20 protein-coding genes are annotated in these 22270 nt (G+C 67.7%); 9 read left to right on the top strand and 11 right to left on the bottom strand.

The window, feature by feature from the left end; genetic code table 11:
- Positions 1–81: 81 nt before the first annotated feature.
- The 3 genes from GBZ48_RS03330 (at position 82) to trpE (ending at position 3926) form a co-directional block, all read left to right on the top strand.
- A complete protein-coding gene (locus GBZ48_RS03330) occupies positions 82–261 on the top strand; it encodes a CsbD family protein (RefSeq protein ID WP_174469722.1) in 180 nt (59 codons plus the stop codon).
- A 231-nt stretch (positions 262–492) separates the two neighbouring features.
- On the top strand, positions 493–2373 hold the full coding sequence (locus GBZ48_RS03325) for a peptidylprolyl isomerase (RefSeq protein WP_174469721.1): 1881 nt from the start codon (positions 493–495) through the stop codon (positions 2371–2373).
- A 41-nt stretch (positions 2374–2414) separates the two neighbouring features.
- Entirely contained in the window at positions 2415–3926 is a 1512-nt protein-coding gene (gene trpE / locus GBZ48_RS03320; RefSeq protein ID WP_174469720.1) for an anthranilate synthase component I, read from the top strand.
- A gap of 414 nt (positions 3927–4340) precedes the next feature.
- Here trpE and GBZ48_RS03315 read toward each other — a convergent pair whose 3' ends face one another.
- The 10 genes from GBZ48_RS03315 to GBZ48_RS03270 all read right to left on the bottom strand — a co-directional run bounded on the left by GBZ48_RS03315 (position 4341) and on the right by GBZ48_RS03270 (position 14390).
- Positions 4341–5828, bottom strand: coding sequence for a carboxypeptidase M32 (locus GBZ48_RS03315; protein ID WP_174469719.1), 1488 nt, complete (start codon positions 5826–5828; stop codon positions 4341–4343).
- The gene (locus GBZ48_RS03310; protein WP_209798132.1) at positions 5806–6618 is read right to left on the bottom strand and encodes an SURF1 family protein; all 813 of its coding nucleotides are present in this window, start codon (positions 6616–6618) and stop codon (positions 5806–5808) included. The genes GBZ48_RS03315 and GBZ48_RS03310 overlap by 23 nt, the downstream gene beginning before the upstream one ends.
- Positions 6615–6986 (bottom strand): DUF983 domain-containing protein, encoded by a 372-nt coding sequence (locus tag GBZ48_RS03305; RefSeq protein WP_343049187.1) that lies wholly within the window; start codon positions 6984–6986, stop codon positions 6615–6617. Before GBZ48_RS03305 ends, GBZ48_RS03310 begins: the two co-directional genes overlap by 4 nt.
- Positions 6987–7058: 72 nt before the next feature.
- Positions 7059–7934, bottom strand: coding sequence for a cytochrome c oxidase subunit 3 (locus tag GBZ48_RS03300; RefSeq protein WP_209798131.1), 876 nt, complete (start codon positions 7932–7934; stop codon positions 7059–7061).
- A 21-nt stretch (positions 7935–7955) separates the two neighbouring features.
- Positions 7956–8600: a cytochrome c oxidase assembly protein gene (locus GBZ48_RS03295; RefSeq protein WP_174469718.1), complete on the bottom strand. Its 645-nt coding sequence runs from the start codon at positions 8598–8600 to the stop codon at positions 7956–7958.
- Complete coding sequence (locus GBZ48_RS03290) at positions 8600–8785, bottom strand: hypothetical protein (protein ID WP_174469708.1); 186 nt, start codon at positions 8783–8785, stop codon at positions 8600–8602. Before GBZ48_RS03290 ends, GBZ48_RS03295 begins: the two co-directional genes overlap by 1 nt.
- Positions 8782–9693, bottom strand: coding sequence for a heme o synthase (gene cyoE, locus GBZ48_RS03285; protein ID WP_174469717.1), 912 nt, complete (start codon positions 9691–9693; stop codon positions 8782–8784). Before cyoE ends, GBZ48_RS03290 begins: the two co-directional genes overlap by 4 nt.
- A gap of 150 nt (positions 9694–9843) precedes the next feature.
- Complete coding sequence (ctaD, locus tag GBZ48_RS03280) at positions 9844–11463, bottom strand: cytochrome c oxidase subunit I (protein ID WP_174469716.1); 1620 nt, start codon at positions 11461–11463, stop codon at positions 9844–9846.
- A gap of 119 nt (positions 11464–11582) precedes the next feature.
- The gene (gene coxB / locus GBZ48_RS03275; RefSeq protein ID WP_174469715.1) at positions 11583–12431 is read right to left on the bottom strand and encodes a cytochrome c oxidase subunit II; all 849 of its coding nucleotides are present in this window, start codon (positions 12429–12431) and stop codon (positions 11583–11585) included.
- Positions 12432–12998: 567 nt separating this feature from the next.
- Positions 12999–14390: a DUF3422 family protein gene (locus GBZ48_RS03270; RefSeq protein ID WP_211105613.1), complete on the bottom strand. Its 1392-nt coding sequence runs from the start codon at positions 14388–14390 to the stop codon at positions 12999–13001.
- A 260-nt stretch (positions 14391–14650) separates the two neighbouring features.
- On the opposite strand from GBZ48_RS03270, the gene tldD reads away from it, so the two are divergent.
- From tldD to GBZ48_RS03250, 4 genes are all read left to right on the top strand, one after another.
- Positions 14651–16084, top strand: coding sequence for a metalloprotease TldD (gene tldD / locus GBZ48_RS03265; RefSeq protein ID WP_174469714.1), 1434 nt, complete (start codon positions 14651–14653; stop codon positions 16082–16084).
- Positions 16085–16233: 149 nt separating this feature from the next.
- Positions 16234–16794 carry a polymorphic toxin type 46 domain-containing protein gene (locus GBZ48_RS03260; RefSeq protein WP_174469713.1) on the top strand — a complete coding sequence of 187 codons (561 nt, stop codon included), beginning with the start codon at positions 16234–16236 and terminating at the stop codon, positions 16792–16794.
- 32 nt (positions 16795–16826) lie between these two features.
- On the top strand, positions 16827–17114 hold the full coding sequence (locus tag GBZ48_RS03255; protein ID WP_174469712.1) for an immunity protein Tsi6 family protein: 288 nt from the start codon (positions 16827–16829) through the stop codon (positions 17112–17114).
- A gap of 109 nt (positions 17115–17223) precedes the next feature.
- Entirely contained in the window at positions 17224–17763 is a 540-nt protein-coding gene (locus tag GBZ48_RS03250; RefSeq protein WP_174469711.1) for a glycine cleavage system transcriptional repressor, read from the top strand.
- Between the two features lie 13 nt (positions 17764–17776).
- On the opposite strand, the gene sugE is transcribed toward GBZ48_RS03250, so the two are convergent.
- Positions 17777–18094 carry a quaternary ammonium compound efflux SMR transporter SugE gene (sugE, locus tag GBZ48_RS03245; protein ID WP_098740076.1) on the bottom strand — a complete coding sequence of 106 codons (318 nt, stop codon included), beginning with the start codon at positions 18092–18094 and terminating at the stop codon, positions 17777–17779.
- A gap of 237 nt (positions 18095–18331) precedes the next feature.
- Here sugE and GBZ48_RS03240 point away from each other — a divergent pair, with 237 nt between their 5' ends.
- Together GBZ48_RS03240 and mfd are read left to right on the top strand one after the other, a co-directional pair.
- Complete coding sequence (locus GBZ48_RS03240; RefSeq protein WP_109051095.1) at positions 18332–18655, top strand: FAD assembly factor SdhE; 324 nt, start codon at positions 18332–18334, stop codon at positions 18653–18655.
- A gap of 63 nt (positions 18656–18718) precedes the next feature.
- Positions 18719–22270: transcription-repair coupling factor (mfd, locus tag GBZ48_RS03235; protein WP_174469710.1), on the top strand; the 3552-nt coding region annotated here is incomplete at its 3' end.

The raw sequence follows: 22270 nt of genomic DNA, 5'->3' as shown, positions 1-22270 counted from the left end.
CTTTCGTGTAATATTTTTAATGGACCCTTTTGTCTTCCGTCCTGTTGTCCAGGCATAACCAACACACATGAGGTTGCCACCATGGACAAGGATCGCATCGAGGGCGCTGCCCGTTCCATCAAGGGTGCCATCAAGGAAGCCGCCGGCAAGCTGACCGGCGACACCAAGACCGAGGCCGAGGGCCGCGGCGAAAAGGCGGCCGGCAAGGTGCAGAACACCGTCGGCGGCGCCAAGGATGCCGTGCGCGACGCGCTGAAGTAACCGCCGACGCGATCCCGGCGCCCGCAAGGGTTTGCCGACACGGCGTGACCATCGGACGCCCCGGCCCCGCTTTTCCCAGGCAGGGCCGGGGCGTTCGCATGGATGGACCCCGCCGCCGAGCGCGGGTGGCGGCGCCCAAGCCGGAAATGGGCTGTTGCCGCCCCTCCCTCCCCTATCTATGATGCGCCGCCCCGGCCGGATGGCCGAACGACGCGCTTAGATTCGGGTCCCATGCTCCAGTTCATCCGCAATTTCGCCGGCTCCTGGGTCGTCAAGATCCTGTTCGTGCTGTTGATCCTCAGCTTCGGCATCTGGGGGATCGGCGACGTGTTCCGTTCCACCACGCCCACCACCGTCGCCGAAGTCGGCAAGGTGGAGATCGGGCAGCAGGCGCTGGACCAGGAATTCCGCCGGCAGATGGAACGGCTGCGCCCGATGCTGGGCGGCAACCTGACCGCCGAGCAGGCCAAGCGCTTCGGCCTTCTGGAACAGTCGCTGCAATCGCTGGTCCAGCGCACGCTGTTCGACCTCGCCGCCGCCGACATGGGCATCGCCGTCGGGCCGGAGGTGGTCCGCCTGCGCATCGCCGACGAGCCGGCCTTCCGCAACCAGCAGGGCCAGTTCGACCCCAACATCTTCCGGTCGGTGCTGCGCAACAACCAGCTGACCGAAGACGGCTATGTCGCGATGATCCAGCGCGAGACCGCGCGCCAGCTGGTCGCGGGTGCGGTGTCGGCCGGCCTGACCCCGCCGCAGCCGCTGGTGCAGGACCTCTACCGCTATCGCGGCGAAAAGCGCGTGGCGGAGGTGGTGACCCTGCCCAACGCCTCCATCGGCGATGTCGGCGTGCCCGACGACGCGACGGTCAAGCAGGCCTACGACGACCATCAGGTCCGCTTCACCGCCCCGGAATACCGCGCCCTCACGGTCGCCCGCCTGTCGCCCGACGCGCTGGCGAAGGACATCAAGATCGACGACGCCCAGCTGCGCAAGGCGTATGAGGAGCGCGCGAACGAATTCGGCGCCCCGGAAAAGCGCTCGGTCCAGATGGTGGTGACCGACGACGAGGCGAAGGCCAGGCAGATCGCCGAGGCCGCCAAGGCCAAGGGTCTGGCCGAAGCCGCCAAGGACGCCGGCGTCGAGCCGGTGACACTGGACAACATCGCCAAGGCCGACCTGCCGGAGATCGGCGACGCCGCCTTCGCGCTGGAGCCGGGCAAGCCCTCCGATCCGATCAGGAGCGCGCTCGGCTGGCATGTCATGGCCATCACCGGCGTCACCCCGGCCTCGACCAAGAGCTTCGAGGATGTGCGCGACCAGCTGGCGGCCGAGCTGAAGAAGGAGCAGGCGCTCGATTCCGTCTTCTCCATCGCCAACCGGGTCGAAGACCAGCTGGCCAGCGGCGCGTCGCTCGACGAGGTCGCCCAGGCCCAGGGTCTGGTGCTGAGCAAGGTCGCCGCCGTCGACAGCACCGGCAAGGCCCCGGACGGCAAGGACGCCGCGCCGGACCTGCCTGGCCTGAAAGCGCTGCTGCCGAACGTCTTCCAATTGAAGACCGGCGCCTCCACCAACCTGACCGAGGGCGAGGGAAGCAACTTCACCGCCGTCCGCGTCGACAGCGTGATCCCCGCCGCCGTCCGTCCGCTGGCCGATGTGCGCGAGCAGGTCATCGCCGACTGGCAGCAGGAACAGCGCGCCGAGCGCGCCGCCAAGAAGGCGGAGGAGATCGCCACCCGCCTGAAGCAGGGTGCGGAGGCCGCGGCCCAGGACATCGCCACCCAGGCCGGCGCCACCTTCGCCATGACCAGCCCCTTCACCCGCGACGCCCAGGCGGTCCAGGGCCTGCCGGCCGAGATGGTCGCCAAGCTGTTCGCCGCCAAGCCGAACGAGGTCGTCACCGGCAACACCGCCGATGCCCAGGTCGTCACCCGCCTGAAGGAGATCATCCCGGCCGATCCGAAGGCCGCCGACGCCGATCTGGCGCCGGTCCGCGCCGCGGTCGAGCAGGGGATGGAGAGCGATCTGGTGGCGGAGTTCACCAACGCGCTGCGCGACAAGTATCCGGTCCGCATCCATCGCCAGCGCATCGACCAGTTCTTCGCCAGCAACTGAGGCTTCGGCGCAGCCGACAGCAATCCAAGAGGTCTCGTGCCGTGAAGGTCCAGCCCGATATCGCCAGCTTCGATGCCGCTTACGCCGCCGGTCGGCCGCAGGTGGTGTGGACCACGCTGGTCAGCGATCTGGAGACCCCGGTCTCCGCCTATATGAAGCTGGCGGACGGCCGTCCCTTCGGCTTCCTGCTGGAGTCGGCGGAGCGCGGGGCGGGATCGCGGCGCGACCGCTATTCGGTGATCGGTTTCAAGCCGGACGTGGTGTGGCGGTCGCGCGGCAACCGGGCGGAGATCAACCGCGACGCGCTGCATGACCGCGACGCCTTCAAGCCGCTCGACAATGCACCGCTGGACGAGTTGCGCGCGCTGATCAACGAGAGCCGGATCGACCTGCCGGAAGCGCTGCCGCCGATGGCCGCCGGGCTGTTCGGCTACATGACCTACGACATGGTCCGCCTGATGGAGCGGCTGCCGGACAACAATCCGGACGAGCTGAACATACCGGACGCCATCCTGACCCGGCCCAGCATCGTCGCCATCTTCGACAGCCACACCGATTCGATCACGCTGGTGACGCCGGTCTGGCCGAAGGGCGGCAAGGATGCCGCCACCGCCTATGCCGACGCGCGGGAGCGGCTGACCGACGCGCTGGCCGATCTGGAACGCCCCCTGCCCTACCGGCGGGAGCCGCGGGCGGAGGCCGGCCTGCCGTTGGCCTGGACCTCCAACACGACGCGCGAGGAGTATCACGCGATCGTGGAGAAGGCGAAGGAGTACATCCGGGCCGGCGACATCTTCCAGGTCGTGCCGTCCCAGCGCATCCGCTTCCCCTTCAAGCCGTCGCCGCTGGCGCTGTACCGCACGCTGCGCCGGCTGAACCCGTCGCCCTTCCTGTTCCACTGCGACTTCGGCGACCTGACGGTAGTCGGCTCCAGCCCGGAAATCCTGGTGCGCGTGCGCGACGGCAAGGTCACCGTCCGTCCCATCGCCGGCACCCGCAAGCGCGGCGCCACCACGGCGGAGGACGAGGCGCTGGCCGCCGACCTGCTGAGCGATCCGAAGGAACTGGCCGAGCATCTGATGCTGCTCGACCTCGGCCGCAACGACGTCGGCCGGGTGGCGAAGGTCGGCACGGTCAAGGTGACGTCCAAGATGATCGTGGAGCTTTACAGCCACGTCATGCACATCGTCTCCAACGTCGAGGGCGAGCTGGATCCGAAGTTCGACGCGCTCGACGCCCTGGTCGCCGGCTTCCCCGCCGGCACGGTGTCCGGCGCGCCGAAGGTCCGCGCCATGGAGATCATCGACGAGCTGGAGAAGGCCCGCCGCGGCGTCTATGCCGGCTGCGTCGGCTATTTCGGCGCGTCGGGTGCCATGGACACCTGCATCGCGCTGCGCACCGCCGTGCTGAAGGACGGCATGATGTATGTCCAGGCCGGCGGCGGCGTCGTCGCCGACAGCGACCCGGAAGCCGAGTATCAGGAGACCGTCAACAAGTCGATGGCGCTGATCCGCGCCGCCGAGGAGACCCTGCGCAGCACCGCGCGCGGGTGATCCCGGTCGCCACGCTCACCGAAAACAGGCCGCCTTGTGGGCGGCCTTTTTCATGAGCGGATAATTGTGATCCTGTTGAGCGGGTTCTATCGGATCCGATTATCCACAGAAAGATGCACGCCACCGGACGGTAGCGCCGCACATATCTGCAACCATGCGTCTATAGTGGGAGCGTGTGAACGGGGTGGCGGACAGGCCGCCACCGCCGCACACGAACAAGGGAGAAAAGAGGATGGACAAAATCCTCACACTCCTGATCCTGCTGTTACAGGTTATCAAGGCGTGCCTTGATCTTCTGAACCGCTGATCGGATGGGTGCATCGGGGCTGGCCCGCCTCGATGCACCTGTCCCTAAAGATAAGCCATTTCCCGCGCTTGCCAAGAGGCTTCCGCACGCCTCCCGCGAGTTGACGGTCAGAGATAGCGCCGCTCCAGATGCCGCTTGAACACCGACGCGTCGAGCGGCCGGCCGGTCGCCGCGGTCAGCAGATCGTCGCCGGAGGCGTAGAAGCAGCCGGTTTCATGGACATTCACCCGCAGCCAGTTCACCAGCGGCGCGAACTCGCCGCGCGACAGGGCCGGGACGATCTCCGGATCGGCGGTGCGGGCAGCGTCGAACAGTTGGGCCGCGGTCATCGCGCCCAGCGTGTAGCTGGGGAAATAGCCCCAGCCGCCGCCGGGCCAGTGGATGTCCTGCAAACAGCCGAGCCGGTCGTTCGGCGGAACCACGCCCACGAGTTCGGCCATGCCGTCGTTCCAGGCGCCCGGCAGGTCCGGCAGTGTCAGGTCGCCGGCGACCAGTGCCTTTTCCAGGCGGTAGCGCAGGATGATGTGGGCGGGATAGGTCACCTCGTCGGCATTGACGCGGATGAAGCCGCGCTCCACCCGGCTGTAGAGGCGGCGCAGATTGTCGGCTTCCCAGGCCGGCCCCTCCCCGCCGAAGGTCTCGCGCACCACGGGCGCCAGCCAGGTGATGAACTCGGCCGAGCGGCAGGCCTGCATCTCCATCAGCAGCGACTGGCTCTCATGCACCGCCATGCCGCGGGACTGGCCGACCGGCTGGGTCAGCCACGCGGCCGGACGGTTCTGCTCGTACAGCGCATGGCCGGTCTCGTGCAGGATGCCCATCAGCGCATCGGTGAAGTTCGCCTCGTCATAGCGGGTGGTGATGCGCACGTCGCCGGTGGCCCCGCCGCAGAAGGGATGCAGCGACACGTCCAGCCGGCCGCGGCGGAAATCGAAGCCCAGCCGCTCCATCATGCGGACGCCAAGCTCGCGCTGTTTCTCGACCGGAAACGGCCCCTGCGGCTCGGTCACCGCCGGCGCCGCCGCCTGCTTGTCGAGGACGCGGCCGATCAGGTCGGGCAGGAAGCCGGACAGATCGGCGAACAGCGCGTCGATCCGCTCCGCCCGCGCGCCCGGATCGTGGCTGTCGAGAAGCGCGTCATAGGCGCTGATCCCCATCACGGAGCCGAGCGCCTCGGCTCCCTCGCGGACGCGGGCCAGAACCTCGGTCAGCGAGGGCAGCAGCTTGGCATAGTCGCTCTTTGCCCGCGCGGCGCGCCAGGTCATCTCGCAGACCGACACCGCCTTGCTGGTCGCCTCGACCAGATCGGCAGGGACGGCGGTGGCCTGGATGTGGTGGCGGCGCATCTCGCGCAGGTTGGCGCGCTGCCAGGCGTCGAGGCTGCCGTCGCCCTCCGCCTCCGCCAGCAGATCGCCCATGCGCGGGTCGGTCGCCAGTTCGTGGGCGATCACCGACAGGGTCGCGGTCTGCTCCGCCCGGCCGTCGTTGGCCCCCTCCGGCATGATCGTCTGGGTGTCCCAGCCGAGAATGCCCAGCGCGTCGCCGATGGCGGCGATGCGGGCGTGGCGGCGTTCAAGCTCCTGATATGCGGTCATCGGGTCGTCCGTCGGTTCCGGTGTCGGCGCGCTTGCGCTGTGACAGCACGTAGATCCCGGCGAGCGTCACCGCAAGCCCGTACCAGGTCAAGGCATACTGCAGGTGGTTGTTCGGCAGTTCCACCCGCGGCTCGATCCCCGCCAGCGTCCCGGCCGGCGCGCCGGGCAGCCTGGTCCCGTTATCGGCACCCTGTCCCGGCAGCATCTCCACCACGACAGGCGCCACATCGCCCAGCGACAGGGCGGCGGCCATCGCCGGCGGGTCGGCGCGCATCCAGGCGGAACCGGGTGCCGGGGTGCCGTTGCCGGGCTGGAAGACTCCTGGCGGCTGCGGCACGCGGACGATGCCCCTGACGGTCGTCCCGCCTTCCACCCGAGCAGCGGCGCGGGTCGCCGGATCGCGGCGGTCCATCGGCACGAAACCGCGGTTGACCAGCAGGATGCCGGCCCCGTCGGCCCGTTCGAACGGGGTCAGCACCTCATAGCCGACCTGCCCCTGGTGCGGGCGGGCGATCACCAGCAGGTCCTTGTCGTTCAGGAAATGCCCGGCGAGCGTCACCGGCCGGAACTCCCAGGCGGCGGGGTCGTCGATCCGGGCGGGCAGCGGAGCGGGCGGTTCGGCCATCTGCCGGTCGATCCGGGCGATCAGCTCCTGCTTCCAGTGCAGCCGCTCCAGCTGCCATGTGCCGAGCCCGATGGTGACCGCGAGCCCGGCCAGCGTGACCAGCGTCGCTCCCAGCGTGGGGCGGAAATGCCGCCGCCCCGCCGTCTCGACCACGGTTGCGCTCAAGAGCCCTTCTCCAATTCGCTGCGGCGATAGCGGTACTGGAGGGCGATCACATAAGCCTTGGCCGGCCGCAGCATGCCCAGCGTCAGGGCCAGCACGACGATGCTCCAGACGATGGCATGCAGCCACAGCGGCCAGTCCACCGTCATCGATACCCAGAGTGCCACCGGCACCACGAGGAAACCCAGAATGAAGATCAGGAAGACCGCCGGCCCGTCGCCGCTGTCGACCTGCGAAAAATCCAGGTCGCAGACATTGCAGCGTTCCGCGACGGTCAGGTAGCCGTCATACAGCCGTCCCTTGCCGCACCGCGGACAGACGCTGCGCAGGCCCGCCGACAGGGGGGAAACCCTGGGGTACAGATCGATCACGCCATCACCTCCCGTCCGGACCGTTCCGGCAGCGATACAGGCCGCCGCCGGAACGGCTCGGCACCGGTCGCGTCAGTGGACGGCGACCACGCCGCCATGACCACCCCACCAGTAGACCGACACGAACAGGAACAGCCAGACGACGTCGACGAAGTGCCAGTACCAGGCCGCCGCCTCGAAGCCGAAATGGCTTTCCGGGGTGAAGTGCCCCTTGACCGTGCGGAACCAGCAGACCGCCAGGAAGATGGTGCCGACAAGCACATGGAAGCCGTGGAAGCCGGTCGCCATGTAGAAGGTCGAGGGGAAGATGCCGTCGGTGAACTTGAAGGAGGCGTGGACGTACTCATAAGCCTGGAAGAAGGTGAACAGGACGCCGAGCAGCACGGTCAGGCCCAGCGCCTTGGCCGCCGTGCGGTTGTGCCCCTCCAGGATGGCATGGTGGGCCCAGGTCACGGTGACGCCCGACAGCAGCAGGGTCAGCGTCATCATCAGCGGCATGTCGAAGGCGTCGATGACATGCACGTTCGGCGGCGGCCAGATGGCGTCGGGATTGATCGGCGACACCTTCGGTTCCAGCGCCGCGTGGAAGAAGGCCCAGAAGAAGGCGGCGAAGAACATCACCTCCGACGCGATGAACAGCGCCATGCCATAACGAAGGCCGATCTTCACAACCGGGGTGTGGGCGTGCTCCACCACCGACTCGCGGATGACCGACCGCCACCAGCCGAACATCGTCACCAGGATGGCCAGCACACCCAGGATCATCAGCAGCTTGCCGCCGCCATGCATGTAGATGACCAGACCGGTCGCCAGAAGCCCGCCGGAAAAGGCGCCGATCAGCGGCCAGGGGCTCGGCTTCAGCAGATGGTAGGGATGCGGGATGCCGGCGCCCGGTTCATGGGCTGATGGTTCAGCGTGCGGCATTTGCCCGTGGGTGATGTCGGCCATCGTCTCACTACCCCATATGGTTCAGTTTGTGGCGGTCGCCCCCGGCTCCGCCTTTTGTTTTCCTGACTCCGGCGCCGGGGACGTGGATGCGGCGGCCGTGTGCTGTGCCAGCCTGGCCTCGCTGTCCTTGGCGCGGAAGAAGGTGTAGGACAGCGTGATGGTGCTCACGTCGTCCATGTTCGGATCGTCGGCCATCGACGGGTCGACGAAGAAGGTCACCGGCATGTCCACGACCTGACCGGGTTCGAGGACCTGTTCGGTGAAGCAGAAGCACTGCATCTTGTTGAAATAGGCGCCCGCCTTTTCCGGCGTGACGTTGTAGACGGCGGTGCCGACGGTCGGCGCCTTCCCGCGATTTTCCGCCCGGTAGGCGGCGAAGCCGGTTTCGCCCAGCTTCAGCACCAGATCCTTCTGCTCCGGCCGGAAGGCCCAGGGAAGGGCGGAGTTGGTGTCGGCGTTGAAGCGGACGGTCACCGTGCGCTCGACGACACGCGCCGCCGCCTGTTCGGCACGCTGGGTGGTGCCGCCGAAGCCGGTGACCGAGCAGAACAGGTTGTAGAGCGGGACCGACGCATAGGTCAGCCCGATCATCCCCGCCACCAGCCCGAACAGCGTGCCGAGGACGAGGCGGTTGCGACGGCGCAGCCTGTCGTCGCGCCCGTTCATCAGTGCCCCCCGCCCATCCGGACGACGGTGATCGCATAAAAGAGGACCACCAGAGCCAGCAGCGCCGCCAGAACGGCCAGATTGCGTCCGCGCAGCTTTCTGGCCCGCAGGGCGGCTTCCTGCCGGCGCTGCTCTTCGACGGAGTTGCGGGTATCGGTCAGGTCATCGCGTTCCATCACCGTCATGCCCACCCTCCAAGGATAAGCCGCTCGCCCATCATCACGGCGAACAGCAGGAACAGGTACAGGATCGAGAAGCCGAACATCTTCTTGGCCGGCTTGTCGTCGCCTGTCCGCAGGACGCGGACGGCGCAGCCGACGAACATCAGGCCGAGGATGGCCGAAACCGCCAGATAGACCGGACCGGCGATGCCGACGAAGGATGGCGCCGCGGCCACCGGCAGCAGGATCAGCGTGTAGACCAGCATCTGCCGCTTGGTCGCCGCCTCGCCCGCCACCACCGGCATCATCGGCACACCGGCGCGGGTGTAGTCGCCGTTGCGGAACAGGGCCAGCGCCCAGAAATGCGGCGGCGTCCACAGGAAGATCAGCAGGAACAGCAGGATGGACGGCAGATCGACGCTGCCGGTCACCGCGACCCAGCCGATCATCGGCGGGAAGGCGCCGGCGGCTCCGCCGATCACGATGTTCTGCGGGGTCCGGCGCTTCAGCCACATGGTGTACACGAAGACATAGAAGCCGATGGTCAGGGCCAGCAGGGCCGAGGCGGTCCAGTTCACCGCCAGCCCCATCACCACCACCGACAGCACCGACAGGGTGACGCCGAAGCCGAGAGCCTCGGCCGGCTCGACCCGGCCCGACGGGATCGGGCGCTTCACCGTGCGGGTCATCACCGCGTCGATGTCGCGGTCGTACCACATGTTGATGGCACCCGACGCCCCGGCGCCGACGGCGATGCACAGGACGGCGACCAGAGCGAGGAAGGGGTGGATGTGGCCGGGAGCCAGGACGATGCCGGCCAGCCCGGTGAAGACCACAAGCGACATGACCCGCGGCTTGAGCAACTCGATGAAGTCACCGGCCGACGCGCCCCCTGTGTGGTTGAGCGCCAGTTCGTTCGTCACGTCCGTCATATCATGTCCTTGTCTTCTAACCCCGGGCCTTCCAACAAAAAGTCGTCACCCCGGCACCCTCCACACCGGCGCCCATTTTCGGGCTGCTCGGCCTGGTCCTCTGTCTCGGACGGGCGCCTCCTTCACGGCGACGCCCGCCCGTTAGCACGCTTACTTCACCTGCGGCAACGTCTCGAATGCGTGGAACGGGGGCGGCGAGCTGACCGTCCATTCCAGCGTGCCGGCCTGCGGGCCCCAATAGGCGCCCGGCACCCGTTCGCCGCTGCGCAGAGTCTTCCAGGCGATCCACACGAACAGCAGCGTGGAGGCGAAGGAGAGGTAGGCGCCCAGCGACGAGATCATGTTCCAGCCCCAGAAGGCATCCGGATAGTCCGGAATGCGGCGGGGCATGCCCGACAGGCCGAGGAAGTGCTGCGGGAAGAACACCAGGTTGACGCCGACGAAGGTGGTGTAGAAATGGACCTTGCCCCAGAACTCCGGATACTGGCGCCCCGACATCTTGCCGATCCAGTAGTACCAGCCGGCGAAGATCGAGAACACCGCACCCAGCGACAGCACATAGTGGAAGTGCGCCACGACGTAGTAGGTGTCGTGCATATAGTTGTCGAGACCGCCGTTCGCCAGCACCACGCCGGTGACGCCGCCGACCGTGAACAGGAAGATGAAGCCCAGCGCCCACAGCATCGGCACCCGGAATTCGATCGAGCCGCCCCACATGGTGGCGATCCAGGAGAAGATCTTCACGCCGGTCGGCACCGCGATGATCATGGTGGCGGCGGTGAAGTAGGCCTTGGTGTTGACGTCGAGGCCAACCGTGTACATGTGGTGCGCCCACACGACGAAGCCGACCACGCCGATGGCGACCATGGCGTAGGCCATGCCGAGATAGCCGAACACCGGCTTCTTGGAGAAGGTCGACACGATGTGGCTGATGATGCCGAAGGCCGGCAGGATCATGATGTAGACTTCGGGGTGGCCGAAGAACCAGAACAGATGCTGGAACAGGATCGGGTCGCCGCCGCCTTCGGGGTTGAAGAAGGTGGTGCCGAAGTTGCGGTCGGTCAGCAGCATGGTGATGGCGCCGCCCAGAACCGGGACCGCCAGCAGCAGCAGGAAGGCCGTCACCAGCATCGCCCAGACGAACAGCGGCATCTTGTGCAGCGTCATGCCCGGCGCGCGCATGTTGAAGATGGTGGTGATGAAGTTCACGGCACCCAGGATCGAGCTGGCGCCGGCCAGATGCAGGGCGAAGATCGCCATGTCGACCGACGGCCCGCTGTGCCCCAGCGGCGAGGACAGCGGCGGGTAGATCGTCCAGCCGGTGCCGGCACCGGTGCCGACGAAGGCGGAGCCCAGCAGCAGCAGGAAGGCCGGCACGATCAGCCAGAAGCTGATGTTGTTCATGCGCGGGAAGGCCATGTCGGGCGCGCCGATCATGAGCGGCACGAACCAGTTGCCGAAGCCGCCGATCAGCGCCGGCATCACCACGAAGAACACCATGATCAGGCCGTGCGCCGTGATCAGCACGTTCCACATCTGGCCGTCGGAAACGATCTGAAGCCCCGGCGATTGCAGTTCCGCCCGCATGATGACGGAGAACAGGCCGCCGATCAGCCCGGCGATGACCGAGAAGATCAGATAGAGCGTGCCGATGTCCTTGTGGTTGGTCGAATAGAACCAGCGCTGCACGAAGCCGGGGACGTGATGATCGTCATGCCCGTGCCCATGGTCACCCACATGCTCACCATGTCCCGGTGTGGCGTTTGCCATGTCTCTACCCTTTGTCGCTGTCCCTGGCCGCCGTCCGGTCCGGTCTGTCGCGGAGCGCCGGCGGCTGGGTTGGGTTCTTCTTATCGCGTCGTCCCTGTGGCGGGCTGTGCGAAGTCCGCTTATTCGACCAGCGTTCCGGTCGGGCGCTGGGCCACGTCGCGGTCACCGTCCTTAGGCGCGTAGGCCGTCTTGGCCTTGGCGACCCAGGCGTCGAAGGCCTCCTTCGACACGGCCTCAACCGCGATCGGCATGAAGCCGTGGTTGGTGCCGCAGATCTCGGAGCACTGGCCGTAATAGACGCCTTCGCGCTCGGCCTTGAACCAGGTCTCGTTGATGCGGCCGGGCACGCCGTCCTTCTTCAGGCCGAAGGCGGGCACCGCCCAGGAATGGATCACATCGCCGGCCGTCACCAGCACGCGGATGGTGGTGTTCACCGGAACGACCACGCGGTTGTCGACCTCCAGCAGGCGCTTCTGGCCCGGCTTCAGGTCGGCGTCGGCGATCATGTAGCTGGAGAAGGTGATGTTGCCGTGGTCGGGATACTCGTAATCCCAGTACCACTGGTGGCCGGTGACCTTGATAGTCATGTCGGCCTGCGGAATGCGTTCCGCCGCGTAGAGCAGCTTGAAGGACGGAACGGCGATCACGATCAGGATGATGACCGGAACCACGGTCCAGGCGACCTCGAGCAGCGTGTGGTGCGAGGTCCTGGACGGGACCGGGTTCCTCTTCGCGTTGAACCGGACGACGCAATAGGCCATCAGCCCCGCGACGAAAATCACGATCAGCGTGATGACGACGGTCAGCAGGTCGTTGAACGAGGTCATCAGGTGTTTGACCGGCGAGGCGGAGGGCTGCATGCCCATTTCCCACGGTCGCGGCTCGTTCGCCAGGGCGGCCGTGCTCCAGCCGCCCACCATCGACAGGACCGCCGCCAGGCCGGCGGCGTACAGGCTTTGCCTTCTCATCCCCAACCCCTTCTTAGCCGCGACGCTCGTCATGGCCCGCGGTCGTCTCTCCCGCCGACGCTCCCTCCGCCCTGTTGATCCGGACCGGTTTCAGTTCGCGCGGTCCATAGTTGGGCTTATCAGCGAACGTCAGTTTATGCAGGGATCACGCCATCTTAGCGCGACATATACCCGCAGCCGGAGCTTATCCCCGTGCCCCGCTGGGTTACAAGCCTTTCCTCTCTCCCACCGATTGCCCCATCGATTGCATAGACTTTTCCTCACATTCAGATGAGCCGTGGGAACAAAGGTTGAGCGGAAACAGGGGTCATGCCATGCGGCATTCCGCCGCAGTCCGTTGGACCAGCTGATTTTCTCGGGATTGGCTTCGGGAAACGAATGCCAGCGCTCAAGCCACGGCGCGCAGGATTGTTGCGGCGGTGGAGCGCGACTCAGGACTGAAGGATGGGCGAGGTCCGGGCGTACCGCCAGATGCGCGAAGGTGATAGGCGCCACGCCCCCTCCCCGGCCCGGCCAGAGAGGGTCTGCGGCACCGTCAACGGATCGGACAGGCGGCAACCGCGCCGGTCAATGCCCGCCGACCAGCACCTTGCGAATCCGCCGCACGCCCGACCAGACGAAGGCGATGACGATGGGGATCATCAGCCCCACCAGCATGTCGGGGTCGATCTTGAGGCCGAAGCCTTTCAAGCCCTTCGCCGCATAACCGACGATGCCGACGAGGTAATAGCTGATCGCCACCACCGACAGCCCCTCGACCGTCTCCTGAAGGCGAAGCTGCAACTGCGCGCGGCGGTCCATCGACTGGAGCAGCTCGGCATTCTGCCCCTCCACCGCGATCTCCACGCGGGTGCGCAGCAGCGTGCTGGCCCGCGCGACGCGCTGCGACAGCGAATCGAGCCGCTCCTCCACCGCCTCGCAGGTGCGGATCGCCGGGGTCAGGCGGCGGTCCATGAACTCCTGGACGGTCTGCAACCCTTCGATCCGGATCTCGCGCAGTTCCTCGATTCGCCGCTCCACCAGCTCGTGATAGGCACGGGCGGCGCCGAATCGGTAGGCGGTCTCGGCGGCGATCTGCTCGGTCTGCGCCGCCAGCAGGGTCAGACGGTCCAGCAGGTCGCGCTCGTCCTGCAGGCCGCGCAGGCTGGCGATGCGGGCGGTGACCTCGGCCAGCCCGGCCTCGATCGGGCCGATCCGCGGCAGCACGCCGCGCGCCATCGGCAGGGCCAGCAGGGCCAGCACCCGGTAGGTCTCGATTTCCAGCAGGCGCTGGACGACGCGGCCGGTCTGGCGCGGCGTCATCGAATGGTCGGCGACCAGCATGCGGGAGAAGCCGTCGCCATGGATGCGGAAGTCGGTCCAGGCGGTGGCCGACCGCCCGGCGATTCGCGATCCGACATAGCTTTCCGAGCCGAACATTGCCGCCATCATGTTGGCCGAGGGTTCGGGCGTGTCGGGATCGAGCACCGCGACATGGATGCCGACCAGCAGTTCGCCCGGCAGTCCGGCCAGCCAGTCGCGCGGCAGGGCGTGCAGCGCCGGATCCACGAAGGGATCGACGACGGAGCCGGCCGGCATGGCGCTGGGGCGGAAGACGGTCCAGGTCGAGAATTCGGTGTGCCGCTCCCACTTCAGGTGGAAGCTGCCGAAGGAGGCGCTGTGGTGGGTGGCGCCCTGCGGCGGACGGACGACGCCGGCCCAGTCGCACAGCGCCTCCAGATGCCGGCGGTCGGCCTCCGCCGCCCCTTCGCCCGACAGCATCGCCAGCATGGTGGCGCGCACCGGTGCGGCCAGCGCCTCCGGCGGACGGGCATGCACCTCGTTGGTGAGCGTCTGGCGCAGCGGATGGTCGCGCAGCGGGCGCAGCCCGGCAATGGGGGAGCCGCCTCCGGCACCGGCTCCGGTCAGGCCGGCTCGGTTCAGGGTATCGGCTGTCGTCCGCGCCGCACCGTCGGTCATGATCCCCTCCGCCATCCTGCCCCCGCTTGGCCGTCCCCTGGCCGTCCCGTGCCCGCCCGCCGTCAGCTTACACAATCGGGCATCGGCGAACTTGCCGGATCGCGCCAGCGTCGCCACACTATAGTCTGTCCGTTAGAACACATCGTACGGTGCGGCGCGAGATCGCCCGCTATGACACTGTGTCCTACCATGGAACAAGGCCGCTACTCCCCTCGGGCCGGGCAGGCCGGGTTCCGCCCCATCACAGGTTCGGAGTTTTCATGAGCGCGCTTGCCGTCACCGACGATCTCTTCTTCAACCGCGCCGGCATGGACCGCGCCCGCGTGGAAGGCGTCGTGCAGGACGCCCTGCACAGTGCCGACGATGGGGAGCTCTACCTCGAATACGCCCAGAGCGAATCGCTGGGCTGGGACGATGGGAAGCTGAAATCCGCCAGCTTCGACACCACCCAGGGCTTCGGCCTGCGCGCCATCGCCGGCGAGGCGACCGGCTACGCCCATGCCAGCAACCTGTCGGAAGAGGCGATCCGCCGCGCAGCCGCCACCGTGCGCGCCGTGCAGGCCGGCCACACCGGCACGCTGGCCGAGCCGCCGGCCGGCACCAACCGCGCGCTCTACATCCCCGACAACCCCCTGCATCTCGTCCCCTTCGAAGAGAAGGTGAAGCTGCTGGCCGACATCGACGCCTATGCCCGCGCCAAGGACGAGCGGGTGCGGCAGGTCAGCTGCTCGATCAGCGGCGAATGGCAGGCGGTGCAGATCATGCGCGCCGACGGCGTGCGCGTCGCCGACCTGCGCCCGCTGGTGCGCCTGAACGTCTCCGTCGTGGTGGCCGAGGGCGACCGGATGGAGACCGGCGGCTATGGCGGCGGCGGCCGCGTCACCTACGAACATTACATCCAGCCGGAGACCTGGCGCGGCTTCGTCGACGAGGCGCTGCGGCAGGCGCTGGTCAACCTGTCCTCCGTCCCCGCCCCGGCCGGCGAGATGACGGTGGTGCTGGGCAGCGGCTGGCCCGGCATCCTGCTGCACGAGGCCATCGGCCACGGGCTGGAGGGCGACTTCAACCGCAAGAAGACCTCCGCCTTCTCCGGCCTGCTGGGCCAGCGCATCGCCGCCCCCGGCGTCACCATCGTCGATGACGGCACCATCGAGAACTCGCGCGGCTCGATCAGCGTCGATGACGAGGGCACGCCCGGCCAGTGCACCACGCTGATCGAGGACGGCATCCTGGTCGGCTTCATGCAGGACCGCATGAACGCCCGCCTGATGGGCATGCGCCCGACCGGCAACGGCCGGCGCCAGAGCTTCGCCTACAACCCGATGCCGCGCATGACCAACACGGTGATGCGCAACGGCAACCACAGCCCGGACGAGATCATCGCCTCGGTCAAGAAAGGCATCTACGCCAAGAATTTCGGCGGCGGCCAGGTGGACATCACCAACGGCAAGTTCGTCTTCTCGGCCAGCGAGGCCTACCTGATCGAGGACGGCAAGCTGGGCCCGGCCGTGAAGGGCGCCACCCTGATCGGCAACGGCCCGGACAGCCTGACCCGCGTGTCGATGATCGGCAACGACAGCCGCCTCGACCCCGGCGTCGGCACCTGCGGCAAGGACGGCCAGGGTGTGCCGGTCGGCGTCGGCCAGCCGACGCTGAAGCTGGAAGGCCTGACGGTCGGCGGCACCGCCGCCTGACGCTGCGGCTTCTGACATCTTCCGAGCCTCGATGAAGGGCCGGATCGCTTTGGCGGTCCGGCCCTTCTCGTATTTCGGGCTTGGAGCCGCCGATTGCATCGGTATCGTCATTCCGGAGTTTTTCAACTTTCCGGATCGGACGATCACAAATGCATTCGTTTTCGCGCATTTTCAAAGCAGCGACGCTCGCTTTCGGACTGGTGCTGACCGCGGCCCTTCCGGGCCATGCCCAGACCGCTCCGAGCGTCGAACAGGTGACCGCCGCCAAGGCTCCCGGAGCCAGCGCAGATCAGCTGAACGCCCGCGTCGTGGTGGCGAGCTATTTCTATGCCTCCACCGACCTCACCTCCGCCCGTTATGCCGACGATTCCAAGGGAATCGATTTCTCCAAGCCGCTGGAGGTGATCGACGTTGCCGCCGGCACCGGCTGGTACCAGTATGTCCGCAGCGGCTATGACAGCGTCCGCTTCGGCAACTTCTTCTCGCCCGTGGTGACGGCGACGCCCGACTGCCTCGGCATCTCCGGCGCCGGCCGGGCCGAATACAAGGCGGTCCTGCCCGCCGGCCAGGGGCTGAAGTCGGTTGCCGCCCCCATCGTCGACAGCTGGACCACCCCCGGCACCAGCGTGCAGACGGCGGGCGGCTGCGCCCAGGTCGTGGTGCCGAACAGCGTGAAGGCCGGCGTCACCAGCGGCGGTCCGGTACAGTAACCCGCCACCCCTGTCGAAACCGGAGTCCCGCCATGTCCGACATCGCTTCCACCGATGAACTGCGCCGCTGCATCGCCCAGGCCCAGGCCGGGGTTGCGGCACTGGCACGGCGGGAACCGGACAGCAACTGGCTGAGCAGCATCCAGCGCCAGCTCGACTATGTGGACGCGGCAGCGCGGGATGGGGCCGAGCGGCTCGACCGCGCCGACGAGCTGAATTTCGGCCTGCTCGCCTCGCATTATGTCGACGATGCCGATCCGGCGCTGGCGGCGGAGCTTCACGCCATCAGCGCCGCGGCCCGCCGCCTGTTCGGCTTCTGAATGCCATTTTGTGCTGGCGTTCCCGGCACCCCGCTTCGATGATCGCCCTTCCGGACGGCACGGCCGAACCCGTGCCCCTCGAGAACAAGATCAAAACGGGAGATGTGCGATGGCGACGGAATCGACCGCTGGGCTGGCCCTGGTTTCCACCTTCTGCCCCGACCGGGTCGGACTGGTGTCCGGCATCACCAGCCACCTGTTCGAGCAGGGCATCAACCTGCGCGACGCCACCTTCGCCTCGCTGGGCAGCGGGGCCGAGTTCTCCGCCGTCTGTGAACTGCCCGCCGGCCTGACGGTGGCTGAGGTCCAGGCCAGCCTGTCGTCCCTGCCCGTCCTGGCCGGCGCCGAGGTGAAGGTCACCCCCTTCGCCTTCGATCCCCAGCCGGGACCGCAGGCCATGGTCACCCACCGCGTCGAGGTGTCGGGCGGCGACCAGCCCGGCCTCGTCGCCCGCCTGTCGGAGATCTTCACCCAGTTCGACGCCAACATCGTGCGCCTGGACGCACAAACGCTGCCAGACCGCGCAGGCGAGCGCTATGTCCTGCGCTTCTCGGTTTCGATCCCGCCGGAGCGGGCGGAGGTCTGCCTGTCGGCGGTGGCCAACACCGCGGAAACGCTGGGGCTGACCTGCCGGGCGGAGGCGCTGTGAGGGGGAAGCCCCCTCACCCATGCAGGACTTTCAGCCCGACGATCCCGCCGACGATTGCCGCGATGCACAGCAGACGCAGCGCGCCGGCGGGTTCGCCGAACAGCATCATGCCGAGCAGCGCGGTACCGACCGTGCCGATTCCCGTCCACACCGCATAGGCGGTGCCGAGCGGCAGGGTCTTCAGCGCCGCCCCCAGCAGCAGGATGCTTGCCAGCATGGCCGCAGCGGTCAGCACGCTGGGGACCAGACGGGTGAAGCCTTCGGTGTATTTCAGGCCGACGGCCCAACCGATTTCGAAAAGACCGGCGAAGAACAGCGTGACCCACGCCATGACGGTACCTCCGTCCTGGAATGGCGGGGTCGTCCCCACCCGGTTTGCCTCTGCAATCGGCGGGGTCGTCCCCGCGGGCCAGACCGCAGATAGGACAGCCCGCCCGCCCAGTCAAGACGCGCGGGTCAGGGAGGGTGGCGAATGTTGCATCGCCACGCCGGCCCGTGCAGGATGGGGTTCCTGAATGGTTCCCCCTTCGCCGCTGGTGGCGCTGGGGGCTTTCGACGTTGGACAGCAATGACCGAAAACGGCCCCCACACGGCTTCCGAGGCACCGGCTCCCGAAAAGGCCGAATCGCTTGAAAACCGGCGCAAGCGGCTGCGCTTCCGCTCCTGGCACCGCGGCACGCGCGAGATGGACCTGCTGATGGGAAGCTTTGCCGACGCCCATGTCGGCGATTTCGACCACGCCATGCTCGACCGCTTCGAGGCGCTGCTGGAGCTTGGCGATCCCGACCTCTACGACTGGATGTCGGGCCGCGAGCCGGTCCCGGCGGAGCATGACAGCGATGTGATGCGCCTGTTGACGGCGTTCCGTTACACACCACGTCAAGGCTCCTGACGGAGCCCGGTCAAGGTTTCCGACTGTCGCAGACTGTCCCCCGTATTCCCGAGGCATCCTCCTTTGGTCAGTTACGATCTCCAGCCCGGCCGCGCCGGCCGTCTCCTGATCGGCGGCGCGCCCGAGGGTCATGACGCCCGCATCCTGGCCGAGCTTGCGCAGAAGGCCGGCGGCTACGGCCTGCTGCATGTGGCGCTGGACGACACGCGCTGCGCTCTGCTGGCGGAGGCGCTGGCCTTCTTCGCGCCGAAGCTGGAGGTGCTGACCTTCCCGGCCTGGGACTGCCTGCCCTATGACCGGGTGTCGCCCAACGGCGGCATCGTCGCCCGGCGCATCGACACGCTGACCCGGCTGATCGCCCGGCGCGACGCGGCGGCGAACCGCGACGGTCTGGCGCCGCTGATCGTGCTGACCACGGTCAACGCCGTGGTGCAGAAGGTGCCGCCGCGCAGCGCTTTCAAGAATGCGGTGTTCTCGGCCAAACTGCGCGACCGGATCGACCTGGAAAAGCTGCAGCGCTATCTCGCCGGCAACGGCTACACCCGCGCCCAGACGGTGCGGGAGCCCGGCGAATTCGCCGTGCGCGGCGGCATTGTCGACCTGTTCCCGCCCGGCACCGAGGAGCCGCTGCGCCTCGACCTGTTCGGCGACGAGCTGGAGGGCGTGCGCGCCTTCGATCCGATGACCCAGCGCACCACCGACAAGCGGGATAGCGTCGAACTGAAGCCGATGTCGGAGGTCTTCCTCGACGAAGCCGGGATCGCCCGTTTCCGCTCCGGCTACCGCGAGCTGTTCGGTGCGGTGACCGACGACGACCCGCTCTACGAGGCGATCTCCGCCGGGCGCAGCTATGGCGGGATGGAGCATTGGCTGCCGCTGTTCCACGAGAGCATGGACACGGTGCTGGACTATCTGCCGCGCGGCATCGTCAGCCTGGACCATCAGGCCAACGAGGCGCGCGACGCCCGCATCGCGCAGGTGGTGGATTTCCACGCCTCGCGCGAAAGCATGATGACCATCGAGAAGCGGGCGGGCTCGCCGGTCTACAAGCCGGTGCCGGTCGGCTCGATGTTCCTCGACACCACCGGCTGGGACGCGCTGCTGAGCGAACGTGCGGTGGCGCAGCTCCAGATCTTCTCGACGCCCCCCGGCATCAAGGGCACGGTGGACGCCGGCGGCAAGCGCGGCCACGACTTCGCCGAGGAGCGCAACCGTCCCGACGTGAATGTCTTCGACGCGGTGAAGGACCATATCCGGGCGCTGCGCGCCGACGGGCGCCGCGTCCTGATCGCCGGCTATTCCGCCGGGTCGCGCGACCGCCTGTCCAACGTGCTGGCCGACCACGGCATCCCCGGCCTGGAGCCGGCGGAGAGCATGGAGGATGTCCGCCGCTTCGACCGCGGCATCATCGGCACCATCGTGCTGGGGATGGAGCATGGCTTCACCTCCGCCGACCTCGCCGTCATCACCGAGCAGGACATCCTCGGCGACCGTCTGGTCCGCCCGCAGAAGAAGAAGCGCAAGGCCGCCAACTTCATCGCCGAGCATTCGGCCCTGCATGAGGGCGACATCGTCGTCCACATGGACCACGGCATCGGCCGCTACGATGGGCTGGAGACGCTGGATGTCACCGGCGCGCCGCACGACTGCCTGCGCCTGATCTATGAGGGCGGCGACAAGCTCTATGTCCCGGTCGAGAACATCGAGGTGCTGTCGCGCTACGGCTCGGAGGACGCGCATGTCCAGCTCGACAAGCTGGGCGGCGCCGGCTGGCAGGGCCGCAAGGCGCGGGTCAAGAAGCGCCTGAAGGACATGGCGGAAGCCCTGCTGAAGATCGCGGCGGAGCGCATGCTGAAGAAGGCCGATCCGGTGCTGACCCCGGAAGGCGTCTATCAGGAGTTCGCCGCCCGCTTCCCCTACCCCGAGACCGACGACCAGCTGAAGGCCATCGAGGACATCTTCACCGACCTCGGCAGCGGCCGGCCGATGGACCGGCTGGTCTGCGGCGACGTCGGCTTCGGCAAGACCGAGGTGGCGTTGCGCGCCGCCTTCATGGTGGCGATGAGCGGCAAGCAGGTCGCCGTCGTGGTGCCCACCACCTTGTTGGCCCGCCAGCATTTCAAGACCTTCTCGACCCGCTTTAACGGGCTGCCGGTGCGCGTGGTGCAGCTGTCGCGCATGGTCACCGCCCGCGAGCAGACGCTGGTCAAGAAGGAGCTGGCGGAGGGCACGGCCGACATCGTCGTCGGCACCCATGCCCTGCTCGCCAAGGGCCTCGACTTCAAGCGGCTCGGCATGGTCATCGTCGACGAGGAGCAGCATTTCGGCGTGAAGCAGAAGGAGCGGCTGAAGGAGCTGCGCGCCGACATCCATGTGCTGACGCTGACCGCCACGCCGATCCCGCGCACGCTGCAGATGGCGCTGTCCGGCGTGCGCGAGCTGTCGCTGATCGCCACCCCGCCGGTCGACCGTCTGGCGGTGCGGACCTTCGTCCTGCCCTACGACCCGGTGGTGATCCGCGAGGCGATCCTGCGTGAGCATTACCGCGGCGGCCAGAGCTTCTATGTCTGCCCGCGCGTGGAGGATCTGGCGAAGGTGGCCGAGCGGGTGCGCGAACTGGTGCCGGAGGTCAAGGTCGTCACCGCCCATGGCCAGATGGCGGCCAGCGAGCTGGAAGACGTGATGACCGCCTTCGACGAGGGCAAGTTCGAGGTGCTGCTCGCCACCAACATCATCGAAAGCGGGCTGGACATTCCCAACGCCAACACGCTGATCGTCCATCGCGCCGACCTGTTCGGGCTGGCCCAGCTCTACCAGATCCGCGGGCGCGTCGGCCGGTCGAAGAAGCGCGGCTACGCCTATCTGACCTATGCGCCGAATAAGCCGCTGAACGCCACCGCCCAGCAGCGCCTGCACGTCATCGAGACGCTGGACAGCCTGGGTGCCGGCTTCCAGCTCGCCAGCCACGACATGGACATCCGCGGCGCCGGCAACCTGCTGGGCGAGGAACAGTCGGGGCAGGTGCGCGAGGTCGGCGTCGAGCTTTACCAGCAGATGCTGGAGGAGGCGGTCGCCAACGCGCGGGCCTCCATGCAGGAGGGGGCCGTCGCCGCCGCCGCGGCGCAGGAGTGGGTGCCGCAGATCAACCTGGGCACGCCGGTGCTGATCCCGGAAAGCTACGTCCCCGACCTGACGGTGCGGCTGTCGCTCTACCGCCGCATCGCCGATCTGGTCGACCGGGCGGAGGTGGACGGCTTCGCCGCCGAGCTGATCGACCGCTTCGGCAAGCTGCCGGAGGAGGTGGAGAACCTGCTCGACGTCGTCACCATCAAGCGCTGGTGCAAACAGGCCAACATCGACCGGGTCGATGCCGGGCCGAAGGGGCTGGTGCTGGCCTTCCACGACAATTTCTATGCCGAGCCGGCCAAGCTGCTGACCTACATCGCCCAGCACCTGACGCTGATGAAGCTGCGGCCCGACCACAAGCTGGTCTATGTCCGCGAATGGCCCGATCCGCAGGCCCGCGTGCGCAGCGTGCAGAAGCTGGTCAAGGATCTGGCGGAGATGGCGTCTGGCGGCGGCGTGCCGCGCGGCGAGACCCCGCCGCCGCCAGAC

The organism is Azospirillum melinis, from assembly GCF_013340935.1.
GTDB lineage: Bacteria > Pseudomonadota > Alphaproteobacteria > Azospirillales > Azospirillaceae > Azospirillum > Azospirillum melinis.
Note: the sequence above shows the minus strand (reverse complement) of the source record. Positions and strands in the feature narration are given on the sequence as shown.

What these genes read in the sequence shown, in the direction of transcription:
- GBZ48_RS03260 (WP_174469713.1), top strand. Translation starts at nt 16,234, where the DNA reads ATGCATTCGTTTTCGCGCATTTTCAAAGCAGCGACGCTCGCTTTCGGA.
- GBZ48_RS03290 (WP_174469708.1), bottom strand. Translation starts at nt 8,785, where the DNA reads ATGACGGTGATGGAACGCGATGACCTGACCGATACCCGCAACTCCGTC.
- GBZ48_RS03250 (WP_174469711.1), top strand. Translation starts at nt 17,224, where the DNA reads ATGGCGACGGAATCGACCGCTGGGCTGGCCCTGGTTTCCACCTTCTGC.
- coxB (WP_174469715.1), bottom strand. Translation starts at nt 12,431, where the DNA reads ATGAGAAGGCAAAGCCTGTACGCCGCCGGCCTGGCGGCGGTCCTGTCG.
- GBZ48_RS03315 (WP_174469719.1), bottom strand. Translation starts at nt 5,828, where the DNA reads ATGACCGCATATCAGGAGCTTGAACGCCGCCACGCCCGCATCGCCGCC.
- sugE (WP_098740076.1), bottom strand. Translation starts at nt 18,094, where the DNA reads ATGGCGTGGGTCACGCTGTTCTTCGCCGGTCTTTTCGAAATCGGTTGG.
- GBZ48_RS03300 (WP_209798131.1), bottom strand. Translation starts at nt 7,934, where the DNA reads ATGGCCGACATCACCCACGGGCAAATGCCGCACGCTGAACCATCAGCC.
- GBZ48_RS03295 (WP_174469718.1), bottom strand. Translation starts at nt 8,600, where the DNA reads ATGAACGGGCGCGACGACAGGCTGCGCCGTCGCAACCGCCTCGTCCTC.
- cyoE (WP_174469717.1), bottom strand. Translation starts at nt 9,693, where the DNA reads ATGACGGACGTGACGAACGAACTGGCGCTCAACCACACAGGGGGCGCG.
- tldD (WP_174469714.1), top strand. Translation starts at nt 14,651, where the DNA reads ATGAGCGCGCTTGCCGTCACCGACGATCTCTTCTTCAACCGCGCCGGC.
- GBZ48_RS03270 (WP_211105613.1), bottom strand. Translation starts at nt 14,390, where the DNA reads ATGACCGACGGTGCGGCGCGGACGACAGCCGATACCCTGAACCGAGCC.
- GBZ48_RS03240 (WP_109051095.1), top strand. Translation starts at nt 18,332, where the DNA reads ATGACCGAAAACGGCCCCCACACGGCTTCCGAGGCACCGGCTCCCGAA.
- ctaD (WP_174469716.1), bottom strand. Translation starts at nt 11,463, where the DNA reads ATGGCAAACGCCACACCGGGACATGGTGAGCATGTGGGTGACCATGGG.
- GBZ48_RS03325 (WP_174469721.1), top strand. Translation starts at nt 493, where the DNA reads ATGCTCCAGTTCATCCGCAATTTCGCCGGCTCCTGGGTCGTCAAGATC.
- GBZ48_RS03330 (WP_174469722.1), top strand. Translation starts at nt 82, where the DNA reads ATGGACAAGGATCGCATCGAGGGCGCTGCCCGTTCCATCAAGGGTGCC.
- GBZ48_RS03255 (WP_174469712.1), top strand. Translation starts at nt 16,827, where the DNA reads ATGTCCGACATCGCTTCCACCGATGAACTGCGCCGCTGCATCGCCCAG.